This is a genomic window from Actinorugispora endophytica, assembly GCF_004363075.1.
GTDB lineage: Bacteria > Actinomycetota > Actinomycetes > Streptosporangiales > Streptosporangiaceae > Actinorugispora > Actinorugispora endophytica.
Genome location: NZ_SNYN01000031.1, coordinates 25380 through 52373 on the forward strand (window position 1 = coordinate 25380; position 26994 = coordinate 52373).

At 72.4% G+C, this 26994-nt stretch carries 26 protein-coding genes; 15 read left to right on the forward strand and 11 right to left on the reverse strand.

Going from position 1 to position 26994, the window contains the following annotated elements; all coding sequences use genetic code 11:
• Nucleotides 1-495: 495 nt before the first annotated feature.
• The 3 genes from EV190_RS21870 to EV190_RS21880 are packed head-to-tail and all read left to right on the forward strand — an operon-like array spanning nt 496 to nt 3693.
• Nucleotides 496-1467, forward strand: coding sequence for a carbohydrate ABC transporter permease (locus EV190_RS21870; RefSeq protein ID WP_133743493.1), 972 nt, complete (start codon nt 496-498; stop codon nt 1465-1467).
• A complete protein-coding gene (locus EV190_RS21875; protein WP_133743494.1) occupies nt 1457-2353 on the forward strand; it encodes a carbohydrate ABC transporter permease in 897 nt (298 codons plus the stop codon). Before EV190_RS21870 ends, EV190_RS21875 begins: the two co-directional genes overlap by 11 nt.
• Before the next feature lie 17 nt (nt 2354-2370).
• Entirely contained in the window at nt 2371-3693 is a 1323-nt protein-coding gene (locus EV190_RS21880; RefSeq protein ID WP_133743495.1) for an ABC transporter substrate-binding protein, read from the forward strand.
• A gap of 72 nt (nt 3694-3765) precedes the next feature.
• Here EV190_RS21880 and EV190_RS21885 read toward each other — a convergent pair whose 3' ends face one another.
• The gene (locus EV190_RS21885) at nt 3766-5853 is read right to left on the reverse strand and encodes an acyltransferase family protein (protein WP_279536633.1); all 2088 of its coding nucleotides are present in this window, start codon (nt 5851-5853) and stop codon (nt 3766-3768) included.
• A 306-nt stretch (nt 5854-6159) separates the two neighbouring features.
• On the opposite strand from EV190_RS21885, the gene EV190_RS21890 reads away from it, so the two are divergent.
• Together EV190_RS21890 and EV190_RS21895 are read left to right on the forward strand one after the other, a co-directional pair.
• The gene (locus EV190_RS21890; RefSeq protein ID WP_243742722.1) at nt 6160-6639 is read left to right on the forward strand and encodes an RrF2 family transcriptional regulator; all 480 of its coding nucleotides are present in this window, start codon (nt 6160-6162) and stop codon (nt 6637-6639) included.
• Between the two features lie 135 nt (nt 6640-6774).
• Nucleotides 6775-7293: a cupin domain-containing protein gene (locus EV190_RS21895; RefSeq protein WP_133743497.1), complete on the forward strand. Its 519-nt coding sequence runs from the start codon at nt 6775-6777 to the stop codon at nt 7291-7293.
• On the opposite strand, the gene EV190_RS21900 is transcribed toward EV190_RS21895, so the two are convergent.
• Nucleotides 7274-9169, reverse strand: a complete 1896-nt coding sequence (locus EV190_RS21900; RefSeq protein ID WP_133743498.1) for an ABC transporter ATP-binding protein — start codon at nt 9167-9169, stop codon at nt 7274-7276. The two genes, EV190_RS21895 and EV190_RS21900, sit on opposite strands and share 20 nt — an antisense overlap.
• 411 nt (nt 9170-9580) lie before the next feature.
• Here EV190_RS21900 and EV190_RS21905 point away from each other — a divergent pair, with 411 nt between their 5' ends.
• Together EV190_RS21905 and EV190_RS21910 are read left to right on the forward strand one after the other, a co-directional pair.
• Complete coding sequence (locus tag EV190_RS21905; protein ID WP_133743499.1) at nt 9581-10564, forward strand: ATP-binding cassette domain-containing protein; 984 nt, start codon at nt 9581-9583, stop codon at nt 10562-10564.
• Nucleotides 10561-11400, forward strand: coding sequence for an ABC transporter permease (locus EV190_RS21910; protein WP_133743500.1), 840 nt, complete (start codon nt 10561-10563; stop codon nt 11398-11400). The genes EV190_RS21905 and EV190_RS21910 overlap by 4 nt, the downstream gene beginning before the upstream one ends.
• A 26-nt stretch (nt 11401-11426) precedes the next feature.
• Here EV190_RS21910 and EV190_RS21915 read toward each other — a convergent pair whose 3' ends face one another.
• Nucleotides 11427-12701: an aspartate aminotransferase family protein gene (locus EV190_RS21915; protein ID WP_133743501.1), complete on the reverse strand. Its 1275-nt coding sequence runs from the start codon at nt 12699-12701 to the stop codon at nt 11427-11429.
• Nucleotides 12702-12829: 128 nt separating this feature from the next.
• Here EV190_RS21915 and EV190_RS21920 point away from each other — a divergent pair, with 128 nt between their 5' ends.
• Nucleotides 12830-14299: an NAD-dependent succinate-semialdehyde dehydrogenase gene (locus tag EV190_RS21920; RefSeq protein ID WP_133743502.1), complete on the forward strand. Its 1470-nt coding sequence runs from the start codon at nt 12830-12832 to the stop codon at nt 14297-14299.
• Between the two features lie 99 nt (nt 14300-14398).
• Here the strand turns inward: EV190_RS21920 and EV190_RS21925 are convergent, their stop codons facing one another.
• The 6 genes from EV190_RS21925 to EV190_RS21950 all read right to left on the reverse strand — a co-directional run bounded on the left by EV190_RS21925 (nt 14399) and on the right by EV190_RS21950 (nt 18022).
• Nucleotides 14399-14596, reverse strand: coding sequence for a DUF397 domain-containing protein (locus tag EV190_RS21925; protein ID WP_133743503.1), 198 nt, complete (start codon nt 14594-14596; stop codon nt 14399-14401).
• A 10-nt stretch (nt 14597-14606) separates the two neighbouring features.
• Nucleotides 14607-14870 (reverse strand): Scr1 family TA system antitoxin-like transcriptional regulator, encoded by a 264-nt coding sequence (locus tag EV190_RS21930; RefSeq protein ID WP_243742723.1) that lies wholly within the window; start codon nt 14868-14870, stop codon nt 14607-14609.
• Nucleotides 14871-15013: 143 nt separating this feature from the next.
• Nucleotides 15014-15685, reverse strand: coding sequence for a GntR family transcriptional regulator (locus EV190_RS21935; protein ID WP_133743505.1), 672 nt, complete (start codon nt 15683-15685; stop codon nt 15014-15016).
• A gap of 100 nt (nt 15686-15785) precedes the next feature.
• Nucleotides 15786-16520 (reverse strand): maleate cis-trans isomerase family protein, encoded by a 735-nt coding sequence (locus tag EV190_RS21940; protein WP_133743506.1) that lies wholly within the window; start codon nt 16518-16520, stop codon nt 15786-15788.
• 82 nt (nt 16521-16602) lie between these two features.
• Nucleotides 16603-17379 carry a maleate cis-trans isomerase family protein gene (locus EV190_RS21945; protein WP_166655527.1) on the reverse strand — a complete coding sequence of 259 codons (777 nt, stop codon included), beginning with the start codon at nt 17377-17379 and terminating at the stop codon, nt 16603-16605.
• 160 nt (nt 17380-17539) lie between these two features.
• The gene (locus EV190_RS21950; protein WP_208113286.1) at nt 17540-18022 is read right to left on the reverse strand and encodes a DUF3830 family protein; all 483 of its coding nucleotides are present in this window, start codon (nt 18020-18022) and stop codon (nt 17540-17542) included.
• A gap of 371 nt (nt 18023-18393) precedes the next feature.
• Here EV190_RS21950 and EV190_RS21955 point away from each other — a divergent pair, with 371 nt between their 5' ends.
• Both EV190_RS21955 and EV190_RS21960 read left to right on the forward strand, forming a co-directional pair.
• Nucleotides 18394-19389 carry a D-2-hydroxyacid dehydrogenase gene (locus EV190_RS21955; protein ID WP_243742724.1) on the forward strand — a complete coding sequence of 332 codons (996 nt, stop codon included), beginning with the start codon at nt 18394-18396 and terminating at the stop codon, nt 19387-19389.
• A 40-nt stretch (nt 19390-19429) separates the two neighbouring features.
• Nucleotides 19430-20899, forward strand: coding sequence for an amidase (locus EV190_RS21960; protein WP_279536634.1), 1470 nt, complete (start codon nt 19430-19432; stop codon nt 20897-20899).
• A 67-nt stretch (nt 20900-20966) separates the two neighbouring features.
• On the opposite strand, the gene EV190_RS21965 is transcribed toward EV190_RS21960, so the two are convergent.
• A complete protein-coding gene (locus EV190_RS21965; RefSeq protein ID WP_133743510.1) occupies nt 20967-21299 on the reverse strand; it encodes a hypothetical protein in 333 nt (110 codons plus the stop codon).
• Nucleotides 21300-21525: 226 nt separating this feature from the next.
• Between EV190_RS21965 and EV190_RS21970 the strand changes: the two genes are divergently transcribed.
• From EV190_RS21970 to EV190_RS21985, 4 genes are all read left to right on the forward strand, one after another.
• Nucleotides 21526-22032: an ATP-binding protein gene (locus EV190_RS21970; protein ID WP_133743511.1), complete on the forward strand. Its 507-nt coding sequence runs from the start codon at nt 21526-21528 to the stop codon at nt 22030-22032.
• Between the two features lie 10 nt (nt 22033-22042).
• Nucleotides 22043-22531, forward strand: a complete 489-nt coding sequence (rnhA, locus tag EV190_RS21975; RefSeq protein ID WP_133743512.1) for a ribonuclease HI — start codon at nt 22043-22045, stop codon at nt 22529-22531.
• Nucleotides 22532-22739: 208 nt separating this feature from the next.
• Entirely contained in the window at nt 22740-23189 is a 450-nt protein-coding gene (locus tag EV190_RS21980; protein WP_133743513.1) for an RrF2 family transcriptional regulator, read from the forward strand.
• A 101-nt stretch (nt 23190-23290) separates the two neighbouring features.
• Complete coding sequence (locus EV190_RS21985; protein WP_133743514.1) at nt 23291-24478, forward strand: globin domain-containing protein; 1188 nt, start codon at nt 23291-23293, stop codon at nt 24476-24478.
• A gap of 40 nt (nt 24479-24518) precedes the next feature.
• Here the strand turns inward: EV190_RS21985 and EV190_RS21990 are convergent, their stop codons facing one another.
• Entirely contained in the window at nt 24519-25514 is a 996-nt protein-coding gene (locus tag EV190_RS21990) for a helix-turn-helix transcriptional regulator (RefSeq protein ID WP_133743515.1), read from the reverse strand.
• 80 nt (nt 25515-25594) lie between these two features.
• Here EV190_RS21990 and EV190_RS21995 point away from each other — a divergent pair, with 80 nt between their 5' ends.
• Complete coding sequence (locus EV190_RS21995) at nt 25595-26419, forward strand: NAD(P)H-binding protein (protein ID WP_133743516.1); 825 nt, start codon at nt 25595-25597, stop codon at nt 26417-26419.
• The last annotated feature ends 575 nt before the right edge of the window (nt 26420-26994 follow it).

The following is a 26994-nucleotide window of genomic DNA, read 5'->3' on the forward strand; positions in this document are numbered from 1 at the left end:
ACGCTTTCCGATGATCTGTGCAGGGGTGATCCGGAAAATGATCGGGTCGCCGCCGGCTCCGGGGCCCCTGCCGGTGATGTGTCGACCCAGCGATCGCCCTGGTCAGGGGTGTCGTTTACGCTCTCACGAAAGAACCGGGCCGGATGCGTCGAGCGACTTCCGGGAGAGTCCGGGGGAGCCCGGTCCGGAGGGTCCTCCGCTCCGGGGCTTCTCTGTGCTGATCAGCGTTTTCTGAGGTAACGATATGGGGTGCAGGTCACATTTTCCGGCCTGTGAGTCGTTGACACCCCTGTGACGCGGTGCTAGAAACTGAACATCCTATTCTCTGGATAGCGCTTACCAAAGCTTCTGACGCACGTTCCGAGAGTGGCCTTCTGCACTTTTTCCGCGAAGCCGCTCCAGCCAGCGAGATTGGCGGTCGCAAGTCATGAATTCAGGCCCGGTCACCGGACCGGCCACCACGCTGGTGGCAGGTCCCCGAGGCGGTGAGACGCCATGAGCGCGCTGCTGCAACGACGCAAGCCCGCCGCCCCGGACACCGCCTCCGCGGCGCCCTCGGCCGCCGCTCCGGACCGAGGACGAGCCCCCAACCGCAAACGCCGGGAGACGCTCGCCGCCTACGGCTTCCTCGCCCCCTGGTTCGTCGGTCTGGCCTTCATCACCATCGGTCCGATGGCGGCCTCGCTGTACTTCTCCTTCACCGACTACAGCCTCATCGGCGACCCCAGGTGGGTCGGCCTGGAGAACTACGAGCGGATGCTCACCGACGAGCGTCTGCACAACTCGCTCCAGGTCACGTTCACCTACGTGTTCGTCTCGGTGCCGCTCCAGCTGGGGATGGCGCTGGCCCTGGCGATGGTCCTGGACAGGGGGGTGCGCGGGCTGCCGATCTACCGCTCGGTGTACTACCTGCCCTCCCTGCTCGGCGGCAGCGTCGCCATCGCGATCCTGTGGCGCCAGATCTTCGGCGCCGACGGCCTGATCAACCAGGTTCTGGGCTTCTTCGGGATCCAGGGCGAGGGCTGGGTCTCGCACCCCGACTACGCTCTCGGCACGCTCATCGTGCTGAACGTGTGGACGTTCGGCGCGCCCATGGTGATCTTCCTGGCCGGTCTGCGCCAGATCCCGGCGATGTACTACGAGGCGGCCTCCGTGGACGGCGCCGGCCCCGCGCGCCGGTTCCTCATGATCACGGTCCCGCTGCTCACCCCGATCATCTTCTTCAACCTCGTGCTGCAGATGATCAACGCCTTCCAGACCTTCACACAGGCGTTCATCGTCAGCGGCGGAACCGGCGGGCCGACCGACTCCACCCTCTTCTACACGCTCTACCTGTACCAGCGGGGCTTCGGCGCCTTCGACATGGGGTACGCCTCTGCGATGGCCTGGCTGCTCCTGATGATCATCGGGGGATTCACCGCGGTGAACTTCCTCGCCTCGAAGTACTGGGTCTTCTATGGTGACTAAGACTTCCGCTCCCGCGGCCGCCAACGCCTCCAGGAGCAAGAGCGACAAGACACGGGCGGAGCGCGTCCGGCGCCTCGTCACCCACGTCGGGTTGATCGCCTTCGGGCTGGTCATGCTCTACCCGCTGCTGTGGATGCTCTCCAGCTCGTTCAAACCGACCGAGGAGATCTTCCGTGACCCCAGCCTGCTGCCCGGCGCCAACTTCATGCCGGGCAACTACACCGAGGGCTGGACGGCGCTGCAGCACCCGTTCCACCACTACATGCTCAACTCCGCGGTCGTGGTGGCGGGCTCCATCATCGGCAACCTCGTCGGGTGCTCGATGGCCGCCTACGCGTTCGCCCGGCTGGAGTTCCGCGGCAAGAAGCTGTTCTTCGCCATCATGATGATGACGATCATGCTGCCCATCCACGTCGTGATCGTGCCGCAGTACATCCTGTTCGCCAACATCGGCTGGATCAACACCTTCCTCCCGCTGATCGTCCCCAAGCTGCTGGCCACCGACGGGTTCTTCATCTTCCTGATGGTGCAGTTCATCCGCGGCCTGCCCAAGGACCTGGACGAGGCGGCCCGGATCGACGGCTGCGGCCACGTCCGGATCTTCCTGCGGATCATCCTGCCGCTGTCGGCGCCCGCGCTGGCCACCACGTCGATCTTCACCTTCATCTGGACCTGGAACGACTTCTTCAGCCAGCTGATCTTCCTCACCGACCCGAACATGTACACCGTCCCGGTGGCGCTGCGCACGTTCGTGGACTCAAGCAGCCAGACCTCCTGGGGTCCGCTGTTCGCGATGTCGGTCGTCGCGCTCGGCCCGGTCTTCGGGTTCTTCCTCGCCGGTCAGCGATACCTGGTCAAGGGCATCGCCACCACCGGAATCAAATAGTCGAAGGGAACGGAAACATGAGAGCAGACTCCGGCAGCGGGCGTCCCCCGACCCGCCGCCGCACCAGGGCCCTCTCGCTGACCGCCGGCCTGGCCGCGGTGGTCATGGCAGCCACCGCGTGCGGGGCGGCCGAGGAGGACGGCCCGGTGGAACTGCGGTTCTCCTGGTGGGGCGCCGACGACCGCCACTCCACGACCCAGCAGGTCATCGACCGTTTCGAGGCGCAGCACCCCGACATCACCATCGTCGGCGACTACACCGACTGGGCCTCCTACTGGGACAAGCTGGCCACCAGCACCGCCGCGGGCGACGCGCCCGACATCATCACCCAGGAGGAGCGCTACCTGCGCGAGTACGCCGACCGCGGCGCGCTGGTGGACCTCAAGGAGTACGGCGAGCAGCTGGACCTGTCGGGCGTCGACCCGCTGGTCGCGGAGAGCGGCAACCTCGACGACGCCACCTACGGCATCGCCACCGGCGTGAACGCCTACGCGATCCTGGCCGACCCGCAGGCGTTCGAGGAGGCGGGAGTGGAGATGCCCGACGACTCGACCTGGACGTGGGACGACTACGTCGACATCGCCGCGGAGATCTCCGAGAAGAGCGGCGGCGACATCGTCGGCACCCAGAGCATGGGCTACAACGAGTCCGGCTTCGCGATCTTCGCCCGCCAGCGCGGGGAGTCCCTCTACAACGACGACGGCTCCCTCGGCTTCACCAAGGAGACCCTCCAGGAGTGGTTCGAGTACTCGCTGGAGCTGAGCGAGACCGGCGGCTCCCCGAGCGCGGCCGAGAGCGTGGAGATCGAGGCCGGCGGCCCCGACCAGTCGGTCATCTCCACCAACAGCGGCGCCATGGCGCACTTCTGGACCAACCAGCTCGGCGCGATCAGCGCCACCTCGGGCCGCGACGTGCGGCTCCTGCGCTACCCCGGTGAGAGCGAGCACGACCGCACCGGCATGTACTTCAAGCCGGCCATGTTCTACTCCATCTCCGCCGACAGCGAGCACCCGGAGGAGGCGGCGATGTTCGTCGACTTCCTGCTCAACGACCCCGAGGCGGCCGAGCTGATCCTCGCCGACAGGGGACTGCCCGCCAACGTCAACGTCCGGTCCTCCATCCTGGACGCGCTGCCCGAGGCCGACGCGCGCAGCGCGGTCTTCCTGGCCGACATCGAGGGCACCATCGTCGACGGCAACCCGCCGCCGCCCATCGGCGCCGGCCAGGTCGTGGAGATCATCAAGCGCGTCAACGACGACGTCATGTTCGGCAACATCACCCCGGCCGAGGCCGCCGACCGCTTCATCAGCGAGGTCGAGGAGGCCACCGGCTCCGTCTGACCGAGCCTTCCCCGAGGAACCGGGCCCGCCGCGCATCCCCCCGCGCGGCGGGCCCGCCCCGTGTCCCGGCACTCACAGCGCGGCGTCGATGCGGGAACCCAGGTCGTCGCCGAGCAGGCGCGAGTAGGTGGCCGTGAGGTGGTGGCTGTCGCGGTACACGATGACGTTGCCGACCACGGCCGGGCACACGTCCTCGGCGCAGAAGCGGTCGCTGAGGTCGATGACGAGGGCGTCGTTGCCGGGCCGGGACGCCGCCAGGACCTGCGGGTCCGCCGCCTCGAGCGCGTTGTCGCGGTCCTGGGCGCACGGGTCCAGGGCCCTCGCGTGCAGGTCGATGCACTCCACGACCCGGGCCCGGGTCTTCGGGGTGTCGCGCAGGGCCACGACCCTGATGCCCGACTCCTCCAGCCGGGTCCACAGCCGGACCATGCCCTCGGCCATCCGCTCGCGGCCGGTCACGGCGTCGTCCACGCCGTGCGGAAGCGCCAGGGCCCGGGAGCTGGTGAACACGATCGAGGGTCCGAGCTCCCGGAGCTCGGCGACCACGTTCTCGTTCCACTCCTGGCACTGGGGGTAGGCGTCGCCGTTCGGCCGGGTGAGCAGTTCGGTGGTGAAGGCGCACGAGGACTTGGTGAAGGTGTACAGCCGCCAGCCCCGGTCCTCGGCGACCTCCTGGAGCGCGGGGGACCAGTGCGCGGCGTGGGAGTCCCCCACGATCGCCACGGTGGTGCCGGCGTCCTCGGAGCCGTAGACGCACGGGCTGGGGGCGGTCTCGGCCTCCGTGGACTGGCAGCCGTCGGAGTACAGGTCGGGCAGGTCGTCCTCCGCGCCGACGACGGACGGGTACAGGGGGTCGACGACCTCGGTCTGCGTGGGTTCGCCGCTGGCCAGGGCCTCCGGGCCCACGTGCACCGACGGGTCGAACGGGGTGGTCAGCGCCTGCTGGGCCCGTACGTGGAGGGCGCCGCCGGCGCCGGCCACGACGAGGACGCCCACCAGCGCGAACACCGCGGCGGAGCGGCCGGTGTCAAGCAGCCCCCGCTCCCGGACCGGGTCCTCGACCGCGATCCTGGTCCCCCACGCCAGCAGGAACGAGGCCGCCAGCACCAGGGCCCCGGAGAGCGGAACGGGGTCGAACCCGGTCTCGTTGAGCATCCCGAGCGTGATGACCATGAGCGGCCAGTGCCACAGGTACAGGGCGTAGGAGATGTCGCCGACGAAGCGGGCCGGGCCGGTGCCCAGCAGCCGCCCGGCGCTCAGGCGGCCCGGCCCCCGCCCGGCGGCGATCACCGCGGCGGCGCCCAGGACCGGCAGCGCGGCGGCCGTTCCGGGGAAAGCGGTCCCCGCCCCGTAGGAGAACGCGGCCGCGCCGATGGCCGCCAGGCCGGTCCACCCCAGGGGCGCGCGCAGGACCCGGGGGACCTCCCAGCGGGTGAGCGCGGCGGCCAGCGCGCCGCCCGCGGCCAGTTCCCACACCCGTGTGTGCGGCAGGAAGTAGGCGGCGGTGGGCTCCGACGCCGTCAGCAGCACCGAGCAGGCGAAGGAGGCCGCCAGGACGGCGCCCACCGCGCAGGCCAGGACGGCGCCCGTGCGCCTGGTGCGGCCGGCGCGGGCGCGCAGCGCGGCCCAGCCCACGAACAGCAGCGGCCACAGCAGGTAGAACTGCTCCTCCACCGCCAGCGACCAGAAGTGCTGCACGGGGCTGGGAGCCTCCTCGGCCGCCAGGTAGTCCACGGTCTGCCCGGCCAGCACCAGGTTCTCCGCGTACGCGGCGCTGGCGGCCAGTTCGACGGCGGTCTGCTCCCACCGCGTCGCGGGCAGCAGGACCGCGGTGGCGACGGCGGTCGCGACGAGCACCAGCGTCGCGGCGGGCAGGATGCGGCGCACGCGCCGGACGTAGAACCGGCCGAGCGAGACCGCTCCCCGGGAGCGGACCTCGCGGATCAGGAGCGACGTGATGAGGAAGCCGGAGATCACGAAGAAGACGTCGACCCCGACGTAGCCGCCGGGCAGCAGCTTCTCGTCCAGGTGGTAGACGACCACCAGCAGGACGGCCACGGCGCGCAGCCCCTGCACCTCGGGCCGGAAGCGCGGGGGGTCGGATCGTCTCGGGGGAGGAGTCGTGGGGGCTTCGGCCGGTGCGGGGGCGTCCAGGGACACGGGTATCGCTCCAAGCGGCATTCTGTGGCAAGGGCAGGACCATGGTGGCCTCTGTCCGCCACCACGACGCGCACCGGAGCCACGGCGTCTCTCAGGATTCACTCAGAAAACTCTCATGATTCACCGGGAAAAGCACGCCGGAGTGTGACGGGTCGGGTTCGGAAAGCGATGCGCCGGCGCCCCCGTGCCGCAGTGCGAGGGGCGCGGCGGTCAACGGCGCGAAGGCCGCGGCCGCGGGCGCCGCCGCCGGGGGCGGGGTCCGGGTTGCGAAACAGATTCTGGACCTTTAATATCCAGAATATGCGGATGAGCGAAGGCGTGGAATGGGCACTGCACAGCTGCCTGAACCTGACCTGGGTGGAGTCGGGGGAGGCGGTCACGGCCACCAGGCTGGCGGCCTTCTACGGACTGCCGGCGGCCTACCTGAACAAGCAGCTGCAGGCGCTGGCCCGGGCGGGGATCCTGTCGTCGACGTCCGGGCCCAAGGGCGGGTTCCGGCTGGCGCGCGAGCCGGAGCGGATCACGCTGCTGGACGTGGTGACCGCGATCGAGGGCCCCGAGGAGGCGTTCCGCTGCGACGAGATCCTGCGTCGGGGGCCGGGGGGGAAGGAGGGCGTCGACTACCGCACGACCTGCCTGATCTCGCGGGCCATGGGCGCTGCGGAGCTCGCGTGGCGACAGGAGCTCGCCGCGCGGACCATCGCGGACCTCAAGGCCGACGTGGAGCGCGGGTTCCCGCACACGCCCCAGGCCACCCGGAACCGGTTCGCCAACGCGCGGTCCTGACCGTTTCGGCCCCTCTGAGGAGGGGTCTCTCGCGAGGGTGATTCTGGATAGAAAACATCCTGGATATGCCTCACGGCCGCGTCCACCCGCCGGAGCGGAAAGCCCCGGCACCACCAAGAGGAATGAGAGACGACCATGTCATCGACCAACACGTCCACCCGGAGCCCGCTCCTGGTCCGGGCGGACGACGCCGAGGTCCTGGAGGACGGCCCCACCAGCCTCATCACGCTGCTGGCCGACGCCGACGCCACCGGCGGCGCGGTGACCGCCAACCGGGCCACGCTCCGGAAGGGCTCCCCCGGCGCGCCGCCGCACCGCCACACGCGCGCCGCCGAACTGTTCTTCGTCCTCGACGGGACACTGCAGGTCCTGGCGGGGGAGGAGATCCTCACCCTGGGAGCCGGCGACTTCCTGGTCGTCCCCCCGAACCTGCCGCACGCCTTCGCCCCGGCCCCGGGGGAGGAGGCCGAGGTGCTGGTGGCCTTCACCCCCGGGACGGAGCGGTTCGACTACTACCGGCTGCTGGAGCGGGTGTACCGGGGCGAGGCGGAGGCGCGGGAGATCGGCGAGTCCTCCGAGCGCTTCGACAACCACTACGTCGACAGCCCCGTCTGGAGCCGGAGGGCGGAGCGGCCTACCGGGGAAGACCGGTGACCTCCTTCGCGGCCGGGGCCTGGTCGAACTGGGTCCGGTGCAGCTCCGCGTAGCGGCCGCCCGCTGCGAGCAGGTCGGTGTGCGTGCCGCGCTCCACGATCCGGCCCTCCTCGACCACCAGGATGAGGTCGGCGGCCCGGATCGTGGAGAGCCGGTGCGCGATCACCACGGCGGTCCGGCCCTCCAGCGCCTCGCCCAGCGCCGCCTGCACCGCGGCCTCCGACGTGGAGTCCAGGTGGGCGGTGGCCTCGTCCAGGATCACCACCCGGGGGCGGGCCAGCAGCAGCCGCGCGATCGTCAGCCGCTGGCGCTCACCACCGGAGAAGCGGTAGCCGCGCTCGCCGACCACGGTGTCCAGCCCGTCGGCCAGTCCCTCGACGAGGTCGGCGAGCCGGGCGCGGCGCAGCACCTCCCACAGCTCCTCCTCGGACGCCTCGGGGCGCGCCATCAGCAGGTTCGCGCGGAGCGACTCGTGGAACAGGTGCCCGTCCTGGGTCACCATCCCCAGCGTCGCGCGGATCGACTCGGCGGACAGGTCCCGCACGTCCACCCCGGACAGCCGGACGGCGCCGCCGTCCACGTCGTAGAGCCGGGGCACCAGCTGCGCGATCGTCGACTTGCCCGCGCCGGAGGAGCCCACCAGCGCCACCATCTGGCCGGGTTCGGCGCGGAACGACACGTCGTGCAGGACCTCGACGCCGCCGCGGGTGTCCAGGTGCGCGACCTCCTCGAGCGAGGCGAGCGAGACCTTGTCCGCCGACGGGTAGGCGAAGCTCACCCCGTCCAGCTCCACCGACACCGGGCCGTCGGGCACCCGCAGGGCGTCGGGCCGCTCGGTGATCAGGGGCCGGAGGTCCAGGATCTCGAACACCCGCTCGAAGCTCACCAGCGCGCTCATCACCTCGACCCGGGCGCTGGCCAGGGCGGTGAGCGGCGCGTAGAGGCGGGTCAGCAGCAGCGCCAGCGCGACGACCGAGCCCGGGTCGAGCTGCCCGCGCAGCGCGTAGAACCCGCCGAGCCCGTAGACCAGTGCCAGGGCCAGTGCCGAGACCAGCACCAGCGCGGTGATGAACGCGTACTGCACCATCGCCGTGCGCACCCCGATGTCGCGGACCCGGCCGGCCCGTTCGGCGAACTCGGCCGACTCCCGCTCGGGGCGGCCGAAGAGCTTCACCAGCGTCGCCCCGGGCGCGGAGAAGCGCTCGGTCATCTGCGTGCCCATCGCCGCGTTGTGGTCGGCCGCCTCGCGCTCCAGCCCGGCCAGCCGGGTGCCCATCCGCCGGGCGGGCAGCACGAACACCGGTAGCAGGAGCAACGCGAGAAGGGTGATCTGCCAGGAGATCCCGACCATCACCACGAGCGTCAGTGTGAGCGTCACGAGGTTGCCGACCACGCCGGAGAGGATGTCGCTGAACGCCCGCTGCGCGCCGATCACGTCGTTGTTCAACCGGCTGACCAGCGCCCCGGTGCGGGTGCGGGTGAAGAAGGCGACCGGCATGCGCTGCACGTGGTCGAACACCGCGGTGCGCAGGTCCAGGATCAGGCCCTCGCCGATGCGCGCGGACAGCCACCGCGTCACCAGGCCGAGCCCGGCCTCGACCACGGCGATCACGGCGATGAGCGCGGAGAGGCCGCTGACGAGGGACAGCGCCGCGCCGTCGACGATCCCGTCGACGACCCGGCCCGCGAGCACCGGGGTGGCCACGGCCAGCGCCGCCGAAACGACGCTGAGCAGCAGGAACCAGGTCAGCTGCCGGCGGTGCCGACGCGCGAAGCCGCCGATGCGCCGCAGCGTCTCCCCGGAGAACGGCCGCTGGTCCTGTTGGGCGTGCATCGTTCCGTAGAGCGAGTTCCACGCGGCGACTTCCATACTCATTCGGATTCACCGGATTCTCGGTAGGTGGACGGCGATGGGGTCCGGCGCCCGCCGGACGCCCGACAGGACCGGAGACTAGGACCTCGTCCAAGGTTGAGGTCAAGCGCGCCGGAACCGGGGGCGTCCGACCGGGGGAGGATCCTCCCGTGCAAGTCGATCGAACATGAGTACGATATCGGTGGCGGTCCGTTGAGGGCCACTCGTGGAGCGGGCCGATGGGGCTTTGCCGAGACTTCACCCGGAGCCCCCGGGCAAGGCCGCGATCCGGCCGGGAACTGTCACCGCCGGTCAATAGGTTGGTCGCAACCCCCCGTCCTCCGAGGCGGAAGTGGAGCCCGAAATGGAAGAGCAGGGCAGAACCCCGAAGACCCGCGAACCCCGTGCCGGGAACGGCCGCGCCGAGGGTCGATCATGAACCGCCATTCCGATCTCGCCATCGAGGCCGAGGGCCTCGTCAAGGTCTTCGGGCGGACGCGGGCGGTCGACGGCGTCGACCTGGCCGTGCGCACCGGAGGGGTCTTCGGCTTCCTCGGGCCCAACGGGGCGGGAAAGACCACGACCATCCGCATGCTGGCGACCCTGCTGCGCCCCGACGGGGGACGCGCGCGCGTGCTCGGGCACGACGTCGTGCGCGAGGCGGACGCCGTCCGCGGCAGGGTGAGCCTGACCGGGCAGTTCGCCTCGGTCGACGAGGACCTCACCGGCCTGGAGAACCTCGTCCTGCTGGCCCGGCTGTTCGGGTACCGCAGAGCCGGGGCCAGGGCGCGGGCGGGCGAGCTGCTCGACGCGTTCGGGCTGGTCGAGGCGGCCGGGCGGCAGGTCAGGACGTACTCCGGCGGTATGCGGCGGCGCATCGACATCGCCGCCGGCATCGTGGTCACGCCCGACCTGATGTTCCTGGACGAGCCCACCGCCGGCCTCGACCCGCGCAGCCGCAACCAGGTCTGGGACATCGTGCGCGCCCTCGTCGACCAGGGGACCTCGGTGCTGCTCACGACCCAGTACCTCGACGAGGCCGACCAGCTCGCGGACCGCGTCGCCGTGATCGACCACGGCAGGGTCATCGCCGAGGGGACCCCCGGGGAGCTCAAGGCCTCGGTGGGCTCGGGCGCGCTGCACGTGCGTCTGCGTGATCCCGGGCGCAGGACCGAGGCCGAGCGGCTGCTCGCCGGAGCGCTCGGCGTGCCCGTGCGCCGCGGGCCCGACCCGGCGGCGCTGTCCGCCCGGACCTTCGACAGCGCCCGTGCGGCCCGCGCCCTGTCCGAACTGTCCGACGCCGGGATCGCCGTCGACCAGTTCGCGCTGGGCCGGCCCAGCCTCGACGAGGTGTTCCTGGCCCTCACCGGCCGCCCGGCCGAGGCCGGCGAGGCCGTCCGCGAGGAGGAGGCGGCATGACCACGACATCGCCACGCCCCGTGGCCGGGACCGACGAGAGGCTGCGCGCCGCGCTGGCGCCGCGCACCCGGCCCGAGCGCCCCGGACCGCTGGCGGCCTCGCTGGTCTTCGGCTGGCGGGCGCTGCTGAAGATCAAGCACGTGCCCGAGCAGCTGTTCGACGTCACCGCGTTCCCGGTGATCTTCCTGCTGATGTTCACCTACCTGTTCGGCGGCGCGCTGTCGGGCTCCACCAGCGAGTACCTGCAGTACGTGCTGCCGGGCATCCTGGTCATGACGGTCACCATGATCACCATGTACACCGGAATGACCCTCAACGCGGACGTGTCCAGGGGTGTCTTCGACCGCTTCCGCTCACTGCCGGTCTGGCGGCCGGCCGTGCTCGCGGGCGCGCTGCTGGGCGACGCGGTCCGGTACACGCTGGCCTCGATGATCGTCGTCGTGCTGGGGGTGCTCCTGGGATTCCGCCCCGAGGGCGGCGTGGTCGGGGTGCTGCTGGCCGTGGCGCTGCTGGTGGTCTTCTCCTACAGCCTGTCCTGGATCTGGACCACGCTCGGCCTGTCCCTGCGCACCCCGAACTCGGTCGTGAACGTGAGCATGATGATCATGTTCCCCGCGACCTTCCTGACCAACATCTTCGTGGACCCCGAGACCATGCCGTGGTGGCTGAACGCGTTCGTCAGCGTCAATCCCGTCACCCACCTGGTGACGGCGGTGCGCGGCCTGATGCACGGCACTGTCACCGCCGCCCAGGTCGGCTGGGTGTTCCTGGCCTGCGGGGTGCTGGTCGCGGTGTTCGCGCCGCTCGCCATGTACCTGTACGGCGGCAAGGAATGACCCGTCCCGCGCCTCCCGCCGGGCGGTCACCCCGCGGCCCGGGCCACCGCGTCGGTCCAGATCTCCACGGCGGCGTCCACCTGCTCGGCGGTCACGATGAGCGGCGGGATCATGCGGACCACGTTGCCGTACGGGCCGCAGGTGAGCAGGAGCAGGCCGGCGTCGGCGGCGGCGGCCTGCGCGCGCGTGGCGGTCCCGGTGTCGGGGACGCCGTCGGGGCCGGTGAACTCGCTGCCGACCATCAGGCCCAGGCCCCGGACGTCGCCGACCACGGGGTGGGCGTCGGCGACCCGGCGCAGCCCCTTCAGCAGGCGCTCGCCCATCTGCGCGGCGTTGTCGACGAGGTTCTCCTCCTCGATCACGTCGAGGGTGGCCAGCGCCGCCGCGCACGACACCGCGTTGCCGCCGTAGGTGCCGCCCTGGGAGCCGGGCCAGGCACGGTCCATCAGCTCCGCGGGGGCCGCGATCGCGGACAGCGGGAAACCGCTGGCCAGGCCCTTGGCGGTGATGACGATGTCGGGTCGCACGCCGGAGTGCCGGTGGCCCCAGAACCTCCCGGTGCGGCCGAAGCCCGTCTGGACCTCGTCCACGACCAGCAGGACGCCGTACCGGTCCGCGCGCTCCCGCAGCCCGGTGAGGAACTCCGCCGGGGCGGGCACGTACCCGCCCTCGCCGAGGACGGGTTCGACGAAGATCGCCGCAGTGTCCCGGGGCGAGGTGACCGTGGCGAACAGGTAGTCCAGTTCGCGCAGCGCGAACCGGACGGCCTCGGGCTCGGTCCAGCCGTACCGGTAGGCGTAGGGGAAGGGGGCCACGACGACTCCGGGCATGAGCGGGCCGATGCCCGCGCGGATCTTGGTGCCCGAGGTGGTGAGGGAGGCGGCGGCCATCGTGCGCCCGTGGAACGAGCCCTGGAAGACGACGGCGTTCTGCCGGCCCGTGGCGTGCCGCGCCAGCCGCAGCGCCGCCTCGACGGCCTCGCTGCCGGAGTTGACGTAGAAGAGCCGGTCGACGCCTTCGGGGAGGACCTCGCCGAGCCGCTCGGTGAGTCGCAGCAGCGGCCGGTGCAGCACCGTCGTGTACTGGCCGTGGACGAGCGTGGCGACCTGGCGCCGCGCGGCCTCCACGACCCTGGGGTGGCAGTGGCCGGTGCTCGTCACCCCGATGCCCGCGGTGAAGTCCAGGTAGCGGCGACCGGCCTCGTCGTAGACGTGGACGCCCTCGCCGCGGGCGGCGACCACCGATGTCGCCTGCGTGAGCACCGGGGACAACCGGGCGTCGGATCGCGCCGCCTCAACCATTCCGGACTCCCTTCCGTAGGATTGTTGACAATCGACGGGACTATGGAACCATCCCGGTTGACGCCGTGTCCAGGCGCCGCCGCGCCGGGCGCGCATTCCGGCCGTGTTTTCGGGGAAAGGGGTCCGACATGACCACAGCAGAACGCGAGACGAAGGTCGTCGATCGGGTCGCCAAGCGGCTGCTCATCGGCGGGGAGTGGTGCGACGCGCGGTCGGGGGAGGCCTTCAAGGTCGAGGACCCGTCGACGGGGGCGGTGCTCTGCGAGGTGGCGGACGCCTCCGCCGAGGACGCCCGCGCCGCGCTGGAGGCCGCGCACGGGGCGCAGGCCGGATGGGCGCGGTGGGCGCCCCGGGAGCGGGGGGAGGTGCTGCGGCGCGCGTTCGAGTCGCTGATGGCCCGGCAGGAGGACCTGGCGCTGCTGATGACGCTGGAGATGGGCAAGCCGCTGGCCGAGTCGCGGGCCGAGGTCGCCTACGCGGCGGAGTTCTTCCGCTGGTTCGCCGAGGAGGCGGTGCGGATCGGCGGCGGGTACGCGGTCGCTCCCGACGGGCGGTCCCGGTTCCTGGTGACGCGCCAGCCGGTGGGCCCGGCTCTGCTGATCACCCCGTGGAACTTCCCGATGGCGATGGGGACGCGCAAGATCGGCCCGGCGATCGCGGCGGGCTGCGCCATGGTGCTCAAACCCGCGCACCAGACGCCGCTGTCGGCGCTGGCCCTCGCGGAGATCCTGATGGACGCGGGCCTGCCCGAAGGCGTGCTCAACGTGCTCCCCACCACCGACCCCGGCGGGGTCACCGAGCCCCTGCTGGCCGACGGGCGGATCCGCAAGCTGTCCTTCACCGGGTCCACCGCGGTGGGCCGCGCCCTGCTGGCCCAGAGCGCCCCCCAGGTGCTGCGCACCTCCATGGAACTGGGCGGCAACGCGCCTTTCCTGGTCTTCGCCGACGCCGACCTGGACGCCGCCGTGGAGGGGGCGATGCTGGCCAAGATGCGCAACATCGGCGAGGCGTGCACCGCCGCCAACCGGTTCTACGTCCAGGCGGAGGTCGCCGAGGAGTTCGCCCGCCGGCTCGGCGAGCGGATGGGCGCCCTCACCCTGGGGCGGGGCAGCGCCACGGGGGTGGACGTGGGGCCGCTGATCGACGCGAAGGCCCGCGCCAAGGTCCAGGGGCTGGTGGACGACGCGGTGGGCCGGGGCGCGAAGGTGCTGGTGGGCGGCGGCCCGGCCGAGGGGCGCGGCTACTTCTACCGGCCCACCGTGCTGGCCGACGTGCCCGGGGACAGCGAGCTGTCGCGCACCGAGATCTTCGGCCCCGTCGCCCCGGTCATCGTGTTCGACACCGAGGACGAGGCGGTGGCCTCGGCCAACGACACCGAGTTCGGGCTGGTCGCCTACGTGTTCACCCGCGACATCGGCCGGGCGCTGCGGGTGAGCGAGGCGCTGGAGACCGGGATGGTGGGGTTGAACCAGGGGGTGGTGTCCAACCCGGCGGCCCCGTTCGGCGGGGTGAAGCAGTCGGGCCTGGGCCGCGAGGGCGGCAGCGTCGGCATCGACGAGTTCCTGGAGACCAAGTACGTGGCCATCGGCGGCCTCTGACCACGCCCCGACGCCGGAGTCGCGATGATCTTGGGCTTTCCGCCCTTTCAGGCCCCGGGACGGGCGGAAAGCCCAAGATCATCGCGGCTCACGGTCCGGTCAGAGGTGGTCGAGCCTCACAGCGGTGATGAAGGCGTCCCACTCGGCGGAGGCGAAGACGAGATGCCCGGCATCGGGATGCCGGGAATCTCGGACGGCGTGAACGGCGGGAGCGTGCGCCGCCTCCACGCAGTTGTTGTCGCCGCCGCTGTGGCTGGACTTGAACCAGGACGCCTTGTTGAGATCGATGGAGGGCATGGCCGTCTCCTTAGTGTTCGGTTCGCATGTCACGTGCGGCAGCCCGGATCAGCTCTCTGCTCTGCTTCGGGTTCAGGGCATCGGCGCGGAGCCTGTCAAGAATCTTTCGGTAGTTTTCGAGGTCTTCCGGGCGATCCTGGAAGAGGTTACTCGCGGTCCCCTCGGTGTAAGCGACCGTGATGTCGTCCAGGTGCAGTAGCACGAAGGACCCTCGTTCCAAAGCGGCGTGGCCACCTGCGGTAAAGGGGATAACGAGTACATCGACCCCCGCCACGCTGTTCGGTGCGGCGGTCGGCTGCCCGGCACCCTGGGAAGAGTGTCCGGTTCGTGGTGGTTTCTTCGGTGATCGTGACCTTTTCGGGGTCTCGGAGGCGGTTGAGACCCCGAAAAGGTCACGATCAGCGGGGGAGGGGCGGCTCAGGCGGGGGGCTCGGAGGCGTTGACGCGCTCCACCGTGTCCATCATGTGCGACCCGATGAGCCGCAGCAGCAGCTCCTCGTCGCCGTCGGCGATGGCGTCGAGGAGCTTCTGGTGCTCCTCCACCAGCTCGGACGGCTCGGGGTAGACCTGCTGCATCACGGTCAGGCACATACGCGTCTCCACCAGCAGGGTCTGCGCCATGCGCTCCAGCCGGGGGCTGCCCGAGGCCCGCACCAGCGTCTGGTGGAACGCCTGGTCGGCGTCGCTCATGGCGGTGCGGTCGCCCGTCCCGGCGGCCTCCCGGAGCCGGTCCAGCGCCCGGGTCAGGTGGGCGACCGCACCGCCCCGGTCGCCGCGCACGACCAGCTCGCAGGCGGCGCGCTCCACCGCGAGCCGGGCGGTGTAGACGTCCCGGACGTCGTCGGCGGTCAGCTCGACGACGAACAGCCCGCGGTGGCGCTCGCTGCGCAGCAGCCCCTCCTGCACCAGGCGCTGCGTCGCCTCGCGCAGCGGGCCCCGGCTCACCCCGAGGCGTCCCGCGAGGTCGGTCTCCCCGAGCTGGTCGCCGGGCGCGAGCGAACCGTGCATGATCGCGGACCGGAGCCGGTCGGCGATGATGGCCGCGGTGGATTCCCGGGAGATCGGTCCGATCTCACCTGGAGCGCTCATGGCGCACGCCCCTCTCTTGAGTTGGGAGCTGCCCGTTCCGGGAGGCTTGTCGGCTGATGTCGACCTTATCCACCACGGGGCCGGGGTGCGCGCGAACGGTTCACACCGGTACCGCCGTCTCCGTCCGGAACAGGGTCCCCAGGCCGTCGCGGGGGGCGGTGTCGCCCGCCAGGCGCAGCCCCGCCCACACGCTGACCTGGTTGGCGGTCAGCACGGGCTTGCCGACGCGGTCCTCCAGCCCGTCGAGGATCCGCGCGGTGTGCAGCGCGGTGTCCGGGACGAGGACGACCTCCGCGTCCGGGTGGTCGCCGGCCGCGACGAAGTCCAGGACGTCGTCCGGCGCCAGCGTGCCCACCTCGGCCGCGGTGACGATGCCGCGGCTGGCCGTCGACACCACCCGGGCCCCGCCGCGCTCCAGGAACCGCGCGAACCGGCCCGCGACGTCCTCGGGGTAGGTGGCGGCCACCGCGACCGTGCGCGCCCCCAGGTGGCGCAGCGCCTCGACGAAGGCGAAGGAGGTGCTCGTGGCCGGCGCCCCCGAGGCCCGCCGCACCCCCTCGACCTGCTCCAGGGCGCCCTCCCAGCCGAAGACGAAGCTGCCGCTGGTGCACGCCCACACCACGGCGTCGACGCCGCGCCCGCCCAGCAGGCGGGCCCCCTCCGCCAGCACCTCGGCCGATCCGACGTCCAGCAGCGCGTCGACCCGGTGCGCGTCCTCCCGCATGAGGGTGTGCGCCAGGGGCAGCCGGACACGGCCTCCCAGAAGCCCCTCGAACACCGGGTAGTCGTCCTCGGCGCTGTACCCCGGGTACAGGAATCCGACCGTGGTCCCCATCCGCTCCCCTCCTTCTTCTTCGTTGTGTTCGTGGTCTCGTGTCCGCGCGCGGGTCCCGCCCCCCGGCGGGGCCCGCGCCCCCTCAGGCGGCCGTCCGGTCGGTGGCCTCGACCAGCCACTGCCCGGTGCCCATGGGCTGTCGGCCCGTCGTCCGCAGCGCCCCCCACATGGTCACCTGGTTGGCGGTGAGCACGGGCTTGCCGAGCATGCGCTCCAGCGGCGCGATGATGTCGTAGGTCTGCACGTTGGTGCAGCTGATGTAGACGGCCTCGGCCTCGGGCCGGTCGACCTCCTGGATGGCCCGCACGACCTCGGAGTAGGTCACCTTCCAGATGTGGTTGAGCAGGCCCAGCCCCACGCTGGAGACGGTCTCGACCCCGGACTCGGCCAGGAAGGCGAGCAGGCGCTCGGTGACGTTGTCGACGTAGGGGGTGACGACGGCGATCCGTCGCGTGCCCAGCAGGTCGAGCGCGCTGACGAGCGCGCCGGAGGTGGTGGCCGCCGCGGGCGCCCCCGCGTCCAGGATGTCCTGCCGCAGCCGGGCCTCGCCCTGGACGCCGTGGATGAAGCTGCCCGACGCGCAGGCGTAGGCCACCGCGAGGGGCTCGACCGCGAGCAGGTCCCGGGTGGCGCGCCGGACGCTCCCGCCCTCGCTGAGGAAGGACGCCATCTCCACGGTCACCGGGATCGGGACGAAGGGCAGCCGGGTCATGTGCAGCGAGACGTCGTCCGGCGCCCACCGCCACAGCTCGCGGTCGAGCGCGAAGTCGAACGGCGCCACGACGCCCACGCCCGACTGCCCCAGGGGCTCGGCGTGCAGGCAGAAGTCGACGACGTTCTCGGCGGCCTGGTCGTCCATGACCCGCTCCCCCTGTTCGGTCACGCCTTCGGCTCGGCCCGTGGGCCGATCGGTCCGCACTGGTCACTCACCTCCCTCTCCTGTCCATCTGACCCGGTGCGGGGGTCAGCACCGCCGGCGGACGCTAATAGGCCGTAAATTCCCGGACGCGGGGGGCGGATCACGCCTCGTGACGCCGGTACACCAGCCGCTCGCCGACACCGCCCGAGCGCCAGACGTCGTTGCACGCCTCGGCCATGCGGCCCAGGCCCTCCACGACGGTGGCGTAGACGTTGCCGGGCACCCAGCCCACGTCGCCGTTGAGCAGCAGGTTGTTGCGCCCGTAGAAGAGGGCCAGGTCGATCACGCCGGGCAGCCGGTCGATGCCCTTCTCCTCCTTGAAGCGGCGGTCCAGCATGCCGCCGGGGAACGAGAAGTAGACGACGTCGCCGGGGATCGGGGTGACGGTCGGGTTCTCCTGCCCGACCTCCTCCTCGGCGAACTGGGGGACCATGGTGTACACCTCGTTGCGCGCGTACTTGGCGTGGTAGGTCTCCCCGCCCTTGGGCAGGGCCCGCCACACCGCCTCGCAGGTGCGGGGGGCGTCCTTGTCGAGGAGTTCGGCGACGCACTCGACGCCGCGCTTCTCCAGGCTGACGGTCATGTATCGGGGCATCGTGGAAGTGGCCTTTCGTTCGAGTGCCGGAATGGGGCGGATGCGGGCGACCACCGTCGCCGCGGGTCGCCGCCGTGCCCGAAGGGCCCGTGCGGACCCGGTCGGACGGCTCATCGGTACGGGGCGCGGGAAAAGGGATGAGCCGGTGGAGACAAGACGCTGTCCAGTTCGACCCTGCGAGCCAGAACCGCAGATTGTTGACAATCATACGATCGCTGCCTAGCGTGTCAATGGATTCGCGGCGCACGGCCGACACGGGTCGGAAGTTTTCCGCCGGGTCGCCGCCGGTCCCCACCGCGGGAGCCGGCGCAGGCGGAACCGGGAACGAGACCGTCCGCGAGAGATTGGGGCACGCCTCCGTGGCCACCGCACCGTCAGCGCGCCGCCCGCCGGACCTGGTGGTCCTGCACGCCGGGGAACCACCCCCCGGGATGGACGCCGTGGAGAAAGACCCCCGGGTCGGCTCCGTCCGCCACGCCACGGCCGCCGAACTGCCCCGGGCGCTGCCGGGCGCGGACGCACTGCTCGTCTGGGACCTGTTCTCCGACGCCCTCACCGCGAACTGGGCGTTCGCCGACCGCCTGCGCTGGGTCCACGCGGCCACGGCCGGGGTCGACCACCTCATGTTCGAGGGCCTCGTGGACAGCGGCGTCGTGGTCACCAACTCGCGCGGGGTCTTCGACCAGCCCATGGCCGAGTACGTCCTGGGCCTGGTGCTGTGCTTCGCCAAGGACTTCCCCGCGACCGTCGACCTGCGGCGCCGCCGCGTGTGGCGGCACCGGGAGACCGAGCGGATCGCCGGACGGCACGCCCTCGTCGTGGGCACGGGCGGCATCGGCCGGGCGGTCGCACGGCAGCTGCGCGCGGTCGGCATGACGGTCGAGGGGGTCGGACGCGTCGCCCGCGACGGCGACCCCGACCTCGGGCGGGTGACGGCCTCCCCGGACATCCACGACGCCCTGCCCCGCGCCGACTACGTCATCCTGGCGGCCCCGCTCACCGACGCCACCCGGGGCCTGATCGACGCCGCCGCCCTGGGGCGCATGCGGGCGACCGCGCGGCTCGTCAACGTCGGCCGGGGACCCCTGGTGGTCCAGGACGACCTCGTCGAGGCGCTGCGCCGGGGCGACCTGGCCGGAGCCGCGCTGGACGTGTTCGAGACCGAGCCGCTGCCCGAGACCTCCCCCCTGTGGGACGCGCCGGGCGTCATCGTCTCCCCGCACATGTCGGGCGACGCCGCGGGCTGGCGGGACGAGCTGTTCCGGCTGTTCGCGGACAACCTCGACCGGTTTCTCGACGGACGCGAACCGCGCAACGTCGTGGACAAGCGGCGCGGGTACGTCAGCGGCTCCTGAGGGGAGCCGCGCCGTGCCCGCTCGACAGGAAGGGCCGCCAGTGAGTACCGAGACCGAGAGCCGGGGGGCGCCGACCCGCCCGGCGGACCGCCCGCAGCGCTCCGGCACCGACCCGGCCGACCTCCCGGCGACCCGGCTGCTCGCCGCCTACGCGGCCGGGGAGCTGTCGCCGGTGGAGGCCACCCGGGCGGTGCTGGACCGCGTCGAACGCGCCGACCCCGCGGTCAACGCCTACTGCCTGGTCGGAGCCGAGGAGGCGCTGGCCGCGGCCGGGAAGTCCGAGGAGCGCTGGCGGCGCGGCGAGCCGCTGGGACTCCTGGACGGCGTGCCCGTCTCCGTCAAGGACGTCTTCCTGACCCGAGGCTGGCCCACCCTGCGCGGCTCGCGCACCGTCGACCCGGCCGGGCCCTGGGACGAGGACGCGCCCGCCGTGGCGCGGCTGCGCGAGCACGGCGCCGTCCTCGTCGGCAAGACGACGACGCCGGAGCTGGCGTGGAAGGGCGTGACCGACAGCCCGCTGACCGGAGTCACCCGCAACCCCTGGGACCCGGCGCGCACGGCGGGCGGCTCCAGCGGGGGAGCGGCGGCGGCCGTCGCCCTGGGCATGGCGCCGCTGGCCGTGGGGACCGACGGCGGCGGGTCCGTGCGCATCCCCGCCGGGTTCTGCGGGGTCTTCGCTCTCAAACCCACCTACGGCAGGGTGCCGCACCACCCGGCCAGCCCGTACGGCACCCTCGCGCACGCCGGGCCGATGACGCGCACCGTCGCCGACGCGGCGCTCATGCTCGACGTGATGGCGGGCCCCGACAGCAGGGACTGGTCGGCGCTGGCGCCGTACCCGGGCCGCTTCACCGAGGAGTCGCGGCGCCCGGTCGCGGGACTGCGGATCGCGTTCAGCCCCGCCCTGGGCCGCGCCGGGGTGGACCCCGAGGTGCTGGAGCTCGTGACCGGGGCGGTGGAGGTCTTCACCGAACTGGGCGCGCACGTGGAGCGGGCCGACCCCGGCTTCGCCGACCCGGTGGAGGACTTCCACGTCCTGTGGTTCTCGGGCGCGGCCAAGTCCGCCGAGCACCTGGACGGGGCCCGGCGCGAACTGCTGGACCCGGGCCTGCGCGCGATCATCGACCAGGGCCTGGGCTACACCGCCCAGGACTACCTCGGGGCGACGGCCGCCCGGATGGCGATGGGCACGGCGATGGGCGCCTTCCACCGGACCTACGACCTGCTCCTGACCCCCACGCTGCCGATCCCGGCCTTCGGGGCGGGGCTGGAGGTGCCCGAGGGGTCGCCGGAGCCGCGCTGGACGAGCTGGGCGGTGTTCAGCTACCCCTTCAACATGACCCAGCAGCCCGCCGCGAGCGTGCCCTGCGGGTTCACGTCCCAGGGGCTGCCCGTGGGCCTGCAGGTCGTGGGCCCGCGCCACGCCGACGCCACGGTCCTGGCCGCCTGCCGGGCCTTCGAGGAGGCCCGCCCGTGGGCGGACCGGTGGCCGGCCCCGCCCACGCCGTGACGCGGTCCTCCCCGGCCGCCGGGGAGGACCGCGGGAGCGCGGGGAGGCGGCCCCTCCACCGGCCGCCTCAGGACACGGTGGCCGCGCCGATCGGATCGGTGGCGAGGTCGGCGCGGCCACCGGGGGCCGGCCGCCCGTCCCCGGTCACGGGGAGCGGGTCGGACAGCGGGTCGTTCCCCGGCGACGCCCAGGTCTGCGCGGGGATCGTGAAGTACGACGGCCACCGCTCCTCGGTCCCGCTCCGGTCCCTGCGGACCACGTAGACGAACGTGCCGTCCGCCAGGGGCTCGGCGCGCAGGACGCTGGCGGAGCCGTTGATGAAGACGTAGGTGTCGCTCTCGGTCGCCTCGTGGACCCGGGTCCGCGGCTGGTACGGGTGGGAGGGAAACTGGTCGAGCATGCTGTGGACCTCTGTATTCGCACTTCAAGCTGTTCTACTGTGGACGGCGCCCCTCGCGCCGGTGTCCGGTGGTCGCCGAGGGGCGACGGAGCGCTTGCCCCTGGTCGACTACCACTGGCCAGACGGCAAGATCTAAATCATTCCAGGCGAACTTTTTCCCCGGCGGCGGTTTGGCCGAACAGGAGCGCCGTTCCACGACGCGAAAAGGACACGCGAGGACGAACCAGTGGACGGAAGAACCGAGGTCGCGATCCTGGTGGGCCTGCAGGCGTCGGGCAAGACCACGTTCTACCGCCGACGGCTCGCGGGCACGCACGAGCACGTGAGCAAGGACACCTTTCCCAACGCCCGGCGGCCGGGGGCACGCCAGGCGCGGATGATCACCGAGGCCCTGGCACGCGGCCGCGACGTGGCGGTGGACAACACCAACCCCTCGCCGTTGGAGTGGCGGCCGATCGTCGAGGCGGCCCGCGACCACGGTGCCCGGGTCGTCGGGTACTGGTTCCCGGCGGACCCGGCCGGATCGCTGGAGCGCAACGCGCGCCGCGAGGGGCGGGCCCGGGTGCCGGACGTCGGGGTGTACGCCACCCTGGGGCGCCTTTGCCGCCCCGGGCCCGAGGACGGCTTCGACGCCCTCTACACCGTCCGCTTCGACGGCGCCGGAGGGTTCGACGTCCGGCGGGACGCCCTCGGCGACGCCGCGGACCGACCGGTCCCGCCCCCGGGGCGGTAGATTGCCCCGCGTGCGAACAACCGATCAGGCCGAGCCCGCCGCCGACGTCGTGGAGATCCACACCGACGGCGCGTGCAAGGGAAACCCGGGACCGGGCGGGTGGGGTGTCGTGCTTCGCTACGGCGGGCACGAGAAGGAACTCCACGGCGGCGACGACGCCACCACCAACAACCGGATGGAGCTCATGGCGGCCATCATGGCGCTGGAGGCCCTGAAGAGGCCGGTCCCGGTGCGGCTGCACACCGACAGCACCTACGTGCGCGACGGGATCACCACGTGGATCCACGGCTGGAAGCGCAGGGGCTGGCTGACCGCCCAGCGCGAACCGGTGAAGAACGCCGACCTGTGGCGGCGCCTGGACGAGGCCGCCGCCCGCCACGAGGTCGACTGGCGGTGGGTCCGCGGCCACAACGGCGATCCCGGCAACGAGCGCGCCGACGCCCTGGCCTGCCGGGGCCGCGACGAGGCCGCCGCCGCACCGGCGCCGACCCGGGCCTGAGAACGCTGACGGGGGACACCCCGGTCCGGGTCTTCGCCGACCCCGTACGGACGGGTCAGAGGGGTCGGCCGGAACAGGGCGACCGCGGGGGCGGCGCGGTTCCGGAAACCGGGGGCCGATGGGCCCTTCGTCTCCGATTTCCGCTCCGAACGGCCGCCTCCGCAGGGAAACGGGCCTCTACCGAGACGGCGGCCCCTATGGTAAGGGCATGCGTCTGACTGCGTTCACCGACGTCTCGTTGCGCCTCGTCATGCGGCTGGCCGTCGCGGAGGACGAGGACCTCCTCACCACGCGGGCCGTCGCCCGGACGCTCGCGGTGCCCTACACCCACATGGCCAAGGCGGTCGCCCGCCTCGCGGACATGGGGCTGGTCGAGACGCGCCGCGGCCGGGGCGGCGGCCTGCGGCTCACCGGCGCCGGGCGCCGCGCCTCGGTGGGCGCCATCGTGCGCGAGCTGGAGGGCGGGGGCGACCTGGCGGGCTGCGAGGACGACCCGCCGTGCCCGCTGCGGGAGTCCTGCCGGCTGCGGCGGGCGCTGCGCGACGCGCGGGAGGCGTTCTTCGCCTCTCTGGACGCTGTCTCGGTCGAGGCCCTCACCGCGGCGCCCACGAGAGGGATCCTGGTGTCCCTGGGTGTCGTGGGCCACAGCGCGGAGTGACACCCCGGAAAAGGGGGGCCCGGCGCGGGACTTAATATGCATCGCGGATGCCAATTATCCGTCGTGGAGGGGCCGGAGCCCCTACCGCGCAAGGAGGTTTCATGCTGTCCGCAGAGTCCGCCGCCACGGTCCGCGCCACCCTTCCGGTCGTGGCGGAGTCGATGGACGACATCACCGGTCACTTCTACGGGACGATGTTCGCCGACCACCCCGAGCTCCTCGACGGGACGTTCAACCGCGCCAACCAGGCCAACGGCGAGCAGCGCAAGGCCCTGGCCGGGTCGATCGCCGCCTTCGCAGCCATGCTGCTGGACAACCCCGGTCGGCGCCCCGACGCGCTGCTGTCGCGCATCGCCCACAAGCACGTGTCCCTCGGCATCACCGACGACCAGTACGTGATCGTGCACAAGTACCTCTTCGGCGCGATCGCGCACGTCCTGGGGGAGGCCGCCACCCCCGACGTCGTCGCGGCCTGGGACGAGGTCTACTGGCTGATGGCGGGAACCCTCATCGCCCAGGAGGCGCGCCTGTACGCCCGCTCGGACGTCGACGAGGGCGACGTCTGGCGCGAGTGGGAGGTCGTCGGGCGGAACGAGGACACCGCCGACGTCGCCTCCTTCACCCTCCGGCCGGTCGGGGGCGGCCCGGTCCCCCCGGTGCGGCCCGGCCAGTTCGTCAGCGTCCGGACGAGCATGTCCGACGGAGTCCGCCAGGCCCGCCAGTACTCGGTGTCCGGCGGCGGGGACGGGCGGCTCCGCATCACCGTCAAGCGGGTCGACGAGGACGGCGCGCCCGCCGGCGAGATGTCGACGCTGCTGCACACCGCCGTCGCCCCGGGCGACACCCTTGCCCTCTCGCTCCCCGCCGGAGACGTCACGCTGGCCGACGGAGACCACCCGGTCGTGCTCGTGTCCGCCGGGATCGGCTGCACCCCGATGGTGGCCATGCTCCACCACCTCGCCGAGACCGCCCCGGACCGGGAGGTGCTGGTCCTGCACGCCGACCGCAGCCCCGGCGCCCACGCGCTGCGGGACGAGACGGCGTCGCTGGTCGACGGGCTCGGCAACGCGGGCAGCGTCCTCTGGTACGAGGAGGACGCCGACGGGGCGGGCAGGCCGGGGCGCATGAACCTGGCCGGTGTGGAGGTCCCCGCCGGCGCCGAGGTCTACCTGTGCGGCCCGCTGCCGTTCATGCGGGCCGTCCGCGCCCAGCTCGCCGCGCGCGGGGTCCCCGGGGACCGGATCCACTACGAGGTGTTCGGCCCCGACCTGTGGCGGGGGGAGGAGTAGCCGGACCGGGGCCGAAGCGGGCCCTTTCGGCGGGGAGCGGTCACGGCCGCCTCCCGTCCTCCCGGGGGCCGGGAGAGCCCCCGCGCCGGACCGCCCGCTGCATGCGGGCGGTCAGCGTCCGGAGGTGCTCGACCAGTTCAGGGGGCTCCCGGACCTCGAACTCAAAGCCGAACGCGGCCACCCACACCGCGAGGTGGTCGAGGCTGTCCGAGCCGATGTACAGGACGCAGGTGTCGTCGTCGACGGGTTCCACCACGCCGAGGCTGGGCGGCACCTCCTCGACGACGTCCCGGGCCGGGCCGTACATGGTGAGCACCGCCCGGTGGCGGTACCGGCCCCAGGCAGCGCCGGCGGACAGGTAGTCGGCCGGGTCCTCGGCGGGAAGCCGCCTCGGGACGAAGCGGGGGCCGGTCGGGACACGCGGCGACAGCCGGTCGACCCGGAACCTGCGCCAGTCCTCCCTCCCGGTGTCCCAGGCGAAGAGGTACCACCGCCGCCCGTCGTGGACCAGCCGGTAGGGCTCCGCGTCCCGCACGGACTCCGCGCCGTCGCGCGCGACGTAGTCGAACCGCAGCCGCACGTGGTCGCGCACTGCCGAGGCGATCGCGGTCAGCGTCGAGGGAGCGACCGTGGGGCCGGGCACCGGAATGGTCACCAGCGCCGAGCCGAGCGCGGCGACCTGGCGGCGCAGCCGCGAGGGCAGCACCTGGTCCAGCTTGGCCAGCGCCCGGACGGAGGTCTCGGCGATGCCCGTGACCGCGCCCCCGGCCGCCGTGCGCAGCCCGACCGCCACCGCGACCGCCTCCTCGTCGTCGAGCAGCAGCGGAGGAAGCGAGGCGCCCGCCGCCAGCCGGTAGCCGCCGCCGACACCGCTGAACGCGTCGATCGGGTAGCCGAGGAGCCGCAGCTTGTCGACGTCGCGGCGCACCGTCCGGGGACTCACGCCGAGACGGTCGGCCAGCTCCGCCCCCGACCAGTCCCGATGGGTCTGCAGCAGGCCCAGCAGGCGGAGGAGCCGGGCCGATGTCTCCAACACGGGAGGAGTCTCGCACCGATCGCGGCCAGGACCTGACCGCGAACCCCCGTAGCGTCCGCGACGTGACGAAAGGAGATCCCATGAGGATCCTTGTGACCGGGGCCACCGGCAACGTGGGCCGCCCCCTGGTCGAGCAACTGCTGGCCGCCGGGCACCAGGTCCGCGCCCTCACCCGGAACCCGCAGAACGCCGCCCTCCCCGAGGGCGCGGAGGTCGCCGCGGGGAGCCTGACCGAGACGGCGACCCTGTCCGCGGCCTTCGAGGGCGTCGACGCCGTGCACCTGATCAGCTTCGGCGGGGACGACTACGCGCCGCTGGCCAACGGCGCGGAGATCGTCGGCCTCGCGGAGAAGGCCGGGGTGCGCCGGGTGACGGTGCTCAAGGGCGACCAGGGCAGGAGCCTCCTGGACGGGGCCGTCGAGGACAGCGGTCTGGAGTGGACCCGCCTGGCGCCGGTGGAGTTCATGGCCAACACCCTGGAATGGGCGGAGTCGGTCCGGACGGAGGGCGTCGTCCGCGAGGCGTTCGCCGACGCCAGGAGCGCGATGGTGCACGAGGCGGACATCGCCTCGGTCGCCGCGACCGCGCTGGCCGCCGACGGCCACGCCGGCCGGGAGTACTGGCTGACCGGGCCGCAGGCGCTGACCCCGCCGGAGAAGGTCCGCGTGATCGGCGAGGTCCTGGGCCGCGACGTGCGGTACGTCGAGCTCGACAGGAGCGAGGCCGTCGCGGACTGGCGGCGGGCGGGCTACTCGGACGAGGACGTCGAGTTCTTCCTCGCCATGCGGACCGACCCGCCCGAGGCGGGGTACACCGTGCTGCCCACCGTGGAGAGGGTCACCGGCCGCCCGGCCCGGACCTTCGCCCAGTGGATGCGGGAGAACGCCGCGGCCTTCGGAGCCTGACAGCGGGTCCGGCCGGCTGGTCGTCCCCGCCCGCCGGAGACGGACCCGGGTCACCGGTGCCCTCGTACGAGGGCACCGGTGACGAGGGAAGCCCCGGCGCGGGGGTGTTTCGCGCACCGGTGCTTCGGGGGGTCTTTCGGCCCCGCGCCACGCGGATCACGAGGTGACGGCGGGCGGCGACGGCGGGTGCGGGTCGGGGTCGCGCCCACGGTGTCCGTTTCACGCGATTTCCGTTGGTGATCTTGCTGTTTCCCCCTGAAATCAAGGTTTTCGGGGGGATAACAGCAAGATCACCGGACAGGTGGCCTGTGGGGTCCGCGCACCCCCGCCGGATGTCCGTGACGCGGCGGTTCGAGGGCCACTCCCGCGCTCACCCGGAATGATCATGGGCTTTCCGCCCTTCCCGGCCCCGAAACGGGCAGAAAGCCCACGACCGTCAACAAAACCACCGGTGCCCGAATTCACCCCCGCGCCGGAGCTTCCCTAGGGCGTGTCTTCAAACGTCATGCCCACATCAGGAGTGAGGCGAGGGTGACGGCTGCTCTGTAGGACTGAGAGGTCTTGTCGTACCGGGT